Origin of the sequence: Verrucosispora sp. SN26_14.1, assembly GCF_004307965.1 — a bacterium.
Taxonomy (GTDB): domain Bacteria; phylum Actinomycetota; class Actinomycetes; order Mycobacteriales; family Micromonosporaceae; genus Micromonospora.
The window spans coordinates 1-7,208 of sequence record NZ_SISL01000304.1; the positions used below are offsets into that span (position 1 = coordinate 1).

Annotated in this window: 6 protein-coding genes; 2 read left to right on the plus strand and 4 right to left on the minus strand. The window is 72.5% G+C overall.

The features are described from left to right. Positions 1-171: 171 nt before the first annotated feature. The 3 genes from EYA84_RS22475 to EYA84_RS22485 all read right to left on the minus strand — a co-directional run bounded on the left by EYA84_RS22475 (position 172) and on the right by EYA84_RS22485 (position 2,950). Positions 172-1,578 (minus strand): sensor histidine kinase, encoded by a 1,407-nt coding sequence (locus EYA84_RS22475; protein ID WP_131055042.1) that lies wholly within the window; start codon positions 1,576-1,578, stop codon positions 172-174. Positions 1,579-1,591: 13 nt separating this feature from the next. Then, a complete protein-coding gene (locus EYA84_RS22480) occupies positions 1,592-2,272 on the minus strand; it encodes a response regulator transcription factor (protein ID WP_131055044.1) in 681 nt (226 codons plus the stop codon). A gap of 108 nt (positions 2,273-2,380) precedes the next feature. Next, positions 2,381-2,950: a hypothetical protein gene (locus EYA84_RS22485; RefSeq protein WP_131055046.1), complete on the minus strand. Its 570-nt coding sequence runs from the start codon at positions 2,948-2,950 to the stop codon at positions 2,381-2,383. Positions 2,951-3,180: 230 nt separating this feature from the next. Between EYA84_RS22485 and EYA84_RS22490 the strand changes: the two genes are divergently transcribed. After that, a complete protein-coding gene (locus EYA84_RS22490) occupies positions 3,181-4,365 on the plus strand; it encodes a snapalysin family zinc-dependent metalloprotease (RefSeq protein WP_131055048.1) in 1,185 nt (394 codons plus the stop codon). A 148-nt stretch (positions 4,366-4,513) separates the two neighbouring features. Further along, positions 4,514-5,542 (plus strand): TRM11 family methyltransferase, encoded by a 1,029-nt coding sequence (locus EYA84_RS22495; protein ID WP_236145905.1) that lies wholly within the window; start codon positions 4,514-4,516, stop codon positions 5,540-5,542. A 50-nt stretch (positions 5,543-5,592) separates the two neighbouring features. Here EYA84_RS22495 and EYA84_RS32615 read toward each other — a convergent pair. Then, positions 5,593-7,208, minus strand: a 1,616-nt coding sequence (locus tag EYA84_RS32615; RefSeq protein WP_161595016.1) for a sulfatase-like hydrolase/transferase, incomplete at its 5' end; no start/stop codon positions are given.

Genomic DNA, 7,208 nt, shown 5'->3' on the forward strand with positions numbered 1-7,208 from the left:
TGCCGGGGGTCGGCGCGGCGCTGGTGGACGGCCCGGTGCCCACCGCGCCGGTGGGGGCCGCCGGGTAGCCGGTGGGTGCCGGGCCGAGCGAGCCGGACCGCGACGGCGCGCAGCCCACGGCCAGGAGCAGCAGGACGACGGTCACCCCGGCCACGCGGTGCCGACGCCGGCTCACTCGGCACCGCTGTCGGCCGATTCCCCGGGCACCTCGCCGTGGTCGGGCAGGTCGAGGCGGAAGCGGGTGCCGACGCCCTGGGCGCTCTGCACGGTGAGTCGGCCGCCGAGCAGCCTGGCGTTCTCCCGGGCGATGGCCAGGCCCAACCCGCTGCCGCCGCCGGAACGGGCCGGATCGACCTTGTGGAACCGGTCGAAGAGGCGGGGCAGGTGTGCGGCCGGGATGCCCGGCCCCTGGTCGTCGACGTCGAACAGCACCCGGTCACCGGCGCGGACCACCCGGGCCCGGATCGCGCCACCGCCGTGCTGCACCGCGTTGGCGACCAGGTTGCCCAGCACCCGTTCCAGACGGCGCGGGTCGGTGCGGACCCGGACCGCATCCGCGTCGACCTCGACCCGGTCCCGCCACCCCCGGGCCGCGACGATCGCGCGCAGCAGGTCCGGGGCGTCGACGTCGACGTCGGTGACGACCTCCTGGCCGGCGTCCAGCCGGGAGATCTCCATCAGGTCCTCGACCAGTCGGCGCAGTCGGACCACGTCGTCGACCAGCAGCTCTGCGGCGCGCCGGGCGTCGCCGGGCAGGTGGTCGAGGTGGTCGTGCAGCAGCGAGGCCGCGGCCACCAGGGCCGTCACCGGGGTACGCAGCTCGTGCGCCACGTCGGCGGTGAACCGCCGCTCCCGGTCCCGAGCCTGGTGCAGGTCGGCGATCTTCGCCTCCAGCGCCTCGGCCATCTCGTTGAACGCCACCGCCCAGGCACTGAACTCGTCGCGCCCCCGCACCGGCAGACGGGTGGCCAGCAGCCCCTCGGTGATCGCCCGGGCGGCGCGGCCGGCGCGTCCCACCGGCTCCAGGGTGCGCCGCGCCAACGCGTGGCCGACGGCGGCGGCGAGCAGCATCACCAGCATCCAGCCCACCGTCAGGGCGGTGCGGAGCTGGCCCAGATCGGCGGCGAGACCGGCCTCGCCGGTGACGACGTACAACTCGGCGGTGGAACCGGGGATCCGGCCGCCCACCACCAGCAGCTCGTCACCTCCGGCGGGGCGTTCGTAGCCGAGCTGCCCGGCGGCCACGGTGGCCCGCAGCGGTGCGCCCAGCGGCGGCGCGTACGCCGGGTGTGACGGCCAGGCGTCACCGTCGACCAGGACCACGTGGCGTCCGCTGCTCTCGAAGCTGGTGAGCAGCTCGGTGCGGCGGTGCTCGGTCAGCGGCAGGAACTGACCGGCGAGCACCAGTCGGTAGCGGGCGTCGGCTGCGGCGGCGTGCAGTGAGGCGTCGTAGCGGGCCTGCCGCAGCAGCAGGTACGACCCACCGGCGAGCACCCCGGCGGAGACCCCGGCGACCAGGACGAACGCGATGGTCAACCGGCGTCTCAGCCGGCCCGGGCGCACGGTGTCGGTGCCCATCGCGGTCGCCCGGTCATCCGGCCGTGAACTTGTAGCCGGCGCCGCGTACGGTCCGGATCAACCGAGGGTGGGCCGGATCGGGTTCGATCTTGGCGCGGAGTCGTTGCACGGCCACGTCGACCAGGCGACTGTCGCCGAGGAAGCGGTGGTCCCAGACCCGGTCCAGCAGCAACTCGCGGGTGAAGACCTGCCCGGGGCGGCGGGCCAGCTCCAACAGCAGGCGGAACTCGGTGATGGTCAACGGCAGGTCGACGCCGTCCCGGCGGACCGCGAACGCCCCCGGGTCGATCTCCAGACCGCCCACCCGCAGCGGCCCCGGATCCGGCGGGGCGACCGTGCGCCGCAGCACCGACCGCACCCGGGCCACCAGCTCCGGCAGGTCGAAGGGCTTGCGCAGGTAGTCGTCGGCGCCACACTCCAGGCCGACCACCACGTCGATGGTGTCCGTGCGCGCGGTCAACATGAGGATCGGCACCGCGCTGGACCGCCGGACCTCGCGACACACCTCGAGGCCGTCCAGCCCCGGCAGCATGACGTCCAGCACGATCAGGTCCACCGGTCCGGCCCGCCAGACAGCCAGGCCCTGCCGTCCGTCGACGGCGGTCTCCACCCGGAACCCGGCGCGGCGCAGTCCGAGGGCGGCGACCTCCCGGATGGAGGCGTCGTCCTCGACCACCAGCACGTGGCCGTCCATGATGCACCCAGCGTAATCCCGCTCCGCCGTTGGTGTAAGGAGGGGTCCCCTGCTATCGCCTGGTGCATAGCAGGGGACCCCTCCTTACATGCGGCCCGGCACGGAGGGTCACTCCTGCCACTGGTGGGCGACGTCGAGCACGATGCGGGTGTGCGTACCCGGGCCGGGCAGGACGGTGACGCGGAACGGCAGCCGGGCGCGGACGCCGACCGCGAACGTGGTGTAGCCCTCGAAGCTGCCGCCGAAGACCACGTCGCGCAGCGTCGGGTAGCGCAAAACGGTGGCGACGTGGTCGCCGACCCGGTACGGCACCGTGGCGAGGTGCGCCTCGTCGTACGCGGGGGCCCGCAGCGAGACCCGCAGCAGCGCGCCACCCGCCGTGTACGGCGACAGCGCCAGTCCCTCGCCCTCGGTGTACGTCTCGCCGTACCCGATCGAGTAGCCGCTGACCGTGCCGTCGAACTCGAACACCACCCGGTCGTGGCACTCGTGCCGGCCGGTGCGTACCTCGACGAGCGGGGCGCTGCTCGACGCGCCGGCGGTCCGGTCCCCGCTGCCCCAGGTGATCCCGCAGTACGGCGTACCGGTCGCCGCCGTGCCGGGTGTGCCGGTCGCGGTCGTGGCCAGCAGCGTGGTGACCGCCACGACCAGTGCGGTCAGGGTCCTTCTGGTCCTCATCGTCGTCTCCCATCCGTCCGCCCGGCGCCGGACGGGGCGCGGGCGTGACCTCGTGCGTCCACGGTCGTCACGGTCTGCCACCGCGCTTTCACTGTTACGCAACACCCGGGTAACAGCTCCCGGGCGGTATGACGCTTTCGCGATGACATCGGACGGGAGGCGGCCATTAATATTCACGCACATCGATCGCGGCGTATCGGCGCGCCGCGCAGTCCGCAGGGGAGTACCTGATGATCCGACGACAACTGCTGCGCGCGGCCACCGCCGCGCTCGCGGCGGTGCTGGCGGCGACCGGCGTGCAGGTGGTCACCGCCACCGGCGCCGCCGCGGCCCGGACCGTGTACTACGACGCCAGCCGGGCCGGCGAGTTCCGGACCAACTTCGACCAGGCCGCCCAGATCTGGAACAGCCGGGTCAGCAACGTCCGGCTGGTCCCGGGCACGCCGGCCAACGTCACCATCCTGGTCGACACCGGCTGGCCCCGGGCGCAGGTCACCGGGCTGGGCTCCGGCCGGATCTGGATGGGGTGGCAGGCCGTCGACCAGGGCTATAACCGCACCCGCATCGCCACCCACGAGTTCGGCCACATCCTCGGGCTGCCCGACCGGCGTACCGGGCTCTGTTCGGACCTGATGTCCGGCAGCAGCGCCCCGGTCTCCTGCACCAACGCCAACCCCAGTGCCGCCGAGGCCAGCCGGGTCAACCAGCTCTTCGCGGGCAGCCGCAGCACGGCCGACGTGGCGCAGTCGTACACCTGGACCGAGGACGGGGAGTTCGGCACCTTCGTGGTCGGCGGTCGGCCGGCCACCGAGAACTACCCGTGGCTGGTCTACACCTCCGGCTGCACCGGCACGCTGATCAAGGCGAACTGGGTGGTCACCGCCAAGCACTGCCCGACCCCCTCGTCGGTGCGTGTGGGCAGCGTCAACCGCAGCAGCGGCGGCGTCGTGGCCGGCGTGAGCCGGGCCGTCAACCACCCCACCATCGACGTGAAGCTGTTCCAGCTCTCCAGCTCGGTCAGCTACGCGCCGGCGGTGATCCCGTCCACCTCCGGCGCGGTCGGCACCGCCACCCGCATCATCGGCTGGGGCCAGACCTGCGCGCCGCGTGGCTGCGGTTCCGCGCCGGTCACGGCGAACGAACTGGACACCTCGATCGTGGCCGACAGCCGGTGCAGCGGCATCAACGGCCCGTACGAGATCTGCACCAACAACACCAACGGCAACGCCGGGGCCTGCTACGGCGACTCGGGTGGCCCGCAGGTACGCCGGGTCAACGGCGTGTGGCAGGTGATCGGCGCGACCAGTCGGGCCGGCAACAACAGTTCCACCTGCGCCACCGCGCCCTCGATCTACGGTGACCTCCCCTCCATCCGTTCCTGGATCAACACGCAGGTCGGCGGCCTGCCCGTCTGACGAGTCCCGCGATCATGTAGTTGTGGTGCCCGGACGGCCGAGAGGTGCGGCGTACGCGGTACCACAACTCCATGATCGCGTCGGGGGGCCGGGGTGCAGGTGGGGGAGCGGGGGCGTGGGATAGTGCCTGGTTGTGGAGCGGTATGGGGTGTTGATCCTGCCTTCGAGTAACCGGGTGTACTCGGGGGCGGCGGTGGAGCTGACGCGGGCCGAGCTGGAGATCTTCGGCAGCAGCGTGCTCGGTGGACGGATCGGGGCGGTGGAGACGGTCGCCGTGGGCGGCGTCCCGTACGTCACGTTCGAGGTCGACGGCGGACTGAGTGAACGGGACGCCGCGCTGCTGGCCAACCTGTCCAGCGCGTACGCGCTGTTCGGGTTCGTCGGTGACCTGCTGCGGCCGGTGCCGTTGACGCCTCTGGACCGCTTCGACGACGACCTGATCACCATCCAGAAGTACCCGGGAAAGACCAACGAGCAGTTCACCAAGCTGCTGCTCAACGTCACCCTGCTCGCCTCGGCCTGGGCCGACGACCTGCTCACCCGACGGTTCCGGGTGCTCGACCCGCTCTGCGGCCGGGGCACCACCGTCAACCAGGCGATGATGTACGGCTTCGACGCCGCCGGCCTGGACCGCGACAGCAAGGACTTCGAGGCGTACCAGACGTTCCTCAGCACCTGGCTCAAGCGCAAGCGGGTCAAGCACCGGGTGCTGGAGTCCGGGGCGGTCCGTCGGGAACGCAAGGTGGTCGGCAAACGGCTGCGGGTCGAGGTGGCCGCCTCGAAGGAGGCGCAGAAGGCCGGCGACGTGCAGACCGTGGACGTGGTCAGCGCCGACACCACCCGGGTCGGGGAGTTCTTCCGCCCGGAGACCGTCGACGTGGTGGTGGCCGACGCCCCGTACGGGGTGCAGCACGGCAGCCGTACCGCCGAGACCGGTCTGGCCCGCGACCCGCTGGCGCTGCTCACCGCCGCCGTGCCGGGATGGGCGCGGTTGTTGCGCCCCGGCGGTGCCCTCGGCATCTCCTGGAACACCAACGTGGCCCGGCGGGAGGCCGCCGCCGAGCGGCTGACCGCCGCCGGTCTCGACGTGCTCGACGAGGGCCCCTGGCAGGCCCTGTCCCACCGGGTCGACCAGGCGATCGTCCGCGACGTGCTGGTCGCCCGCAAACCCGGCTGATCCGTGTTCCCGCACCGGCCGTCAGCGGTCGGTGCGGGACCACGGGCAGGTCAGCGGCCCTGTGCCTGGGAGCGGGAGTTGCCCGGCCCGAAGGTGGTCAGGAACCGGTCGCGGAAGGTGTCCATCCGCCAGACCGGGGCGTCGGCGTCCGGGGTCAGACCCTCCTGCCACTTCCAGTCCTCGATCTGCGCGAACACCGCCGGGTCCTTGGCCACGATGTGGATCGGTACGTCGGGGCTGGGGTTCTCCCCGGTCACCACCGGCGCCGGCTGGTGGTCGCCGACGATGACCATCACCGTGTCGTCGTTGCCGTACCGCTCCAGGTAGGAGACGAGGGTACGCAGCGTGTAGTTGATCGAGTGCCGGTAACCGGTGCGGGCCTGCGCGGCCGGGGTGCCGATGATGCCGCGCTGGAACACCTCGCCGTCGTCGATGTCGTCCCAGTCCACCACCGACGGCACCTTGGTCCAGGGGGAGTGGCTGGAGACCAGCGCCAACTCGGCCATCACCGGGCGGTCCCGGGGGGCGGCCAGCTCCCGCTGGTGGAACTGGTGGATGGCGAACTGGTCGGGCATCGGCGCGAAGGCGAACTTCGGCCCCTGGTAGCCGAGGTCGGGCCCGCCGTAGAACTTCTCGTACCCGTAGAACGCCCCCTCCGGCCAGGCCTGGTTGACCGCCGGCATCACGCCGACCGTGCGCCACTGCGCGCGCTGGAACGCGTCACCCAGGGTGAACCGGTCGGTGGCGAGCAGGTTGCGGTGCCGCTGGTTGTTGTCGATCCAGAGCCCGGAGAGCAGGGTGGCGTGCGCCAACCAGCTCGCCCCACCGATGGTCGGCGAGGTGAGGAAGCCGCTGCGGGACGTGAATCCGGCCGCCGACAGGCGCCCGGCGCCCTCGTCGAGGACCCGCTGGATCGAGGCGAAGTCCGGATCGGCGACCGCGTCCCGGCCGTAGCTCTCCACGAAGGTGATCAGCACGTCCTTGCCGCGTAGCCCGGTCAGCAACTGGTCGCCGGGCAGGTCGCGGAACGGGTCCACGTTGATCTCCTCGGTGAACGCGGCCCGGTCGTGCAGCCGCGCGTACACCTCGACGGCGTGCTCCTGGACCAGGGTGGTCGCGTTGGAGTCGGCCACGTACACGCCCGGCACGATCCGTGCCCCGAAGGCGGCGAGCACCACCCAGACCACCACCAGCGACACGACGGCCCGGGTACTGCCGGTGCGGTGGCGGGCCAGCACCCCCGCCAGCCGGACCGAGGAGAGCGCGGTGAGCACGGGGATGCCCAGCAGCAGCAGTCCGACCCCGGTGGCGATCGCGATGGCACCCGGCCGGCCGACCGACTCGGCCACGAACGCGAACGCCGGGCCGAGCAGGGACCAGTCCAGCACCAGGTCGAAGGGGCGCCCCAGCGACGAGTAGAAGCCGATGTCACCGACCTTCACCATGGCGACGAGCCCGAGCAGTACGCCGGAGACGGCGGCCACCACCCGGCGGGGGCGGCCGGGCAGCGCCAGCAGCAGCGCGGCCAGCAGCAGCGCCTCCAGCGGGATCCGCAGGAACGTGCCCGGTTCCAGTTGCCACGGCCGGTTGGGCAGCGTCAACGTGGCCAGCACCAGGACGGCGGCCAGCACGGTCACCACCCGGGCCAGCACCGCCCGCCGCCGGC

What these genes read in the sequence shown, in the direction of transcription:
- EYA84_RS22480 (WP_131055044.1), bottom strand. Translation starts at nt 2,272, where the DNA reads ATGGACGGCCACGTGCTGGTGGTCGAGGACGACGCCTCCATCCGGGAG.
- EYA84_RS22475 (WP_131055042.1), bottom strand. Translation starts at nt 1,578, where the DNA reads ATGGGCACCGACACCGTGCGCCCGGGCCGGCTGAGACGCCGGTTGACC.
- EYA84_RS22485 (WP_131055046.1), bottom strand. Translation starts at nt 2,950, where the DNA reads ATGAGGACCAGAAGGACCCTGACCGCACTGGTCGTGGCGGTCACCACG.
- EYA84_RS22490 (WP_131055048.1), top strand. Translation starts at nt 3,181, where the DNA reads ATGATCCGACGACAACTGCTGCGCGCGGCCACCGCCGCGCTCGCGGCG.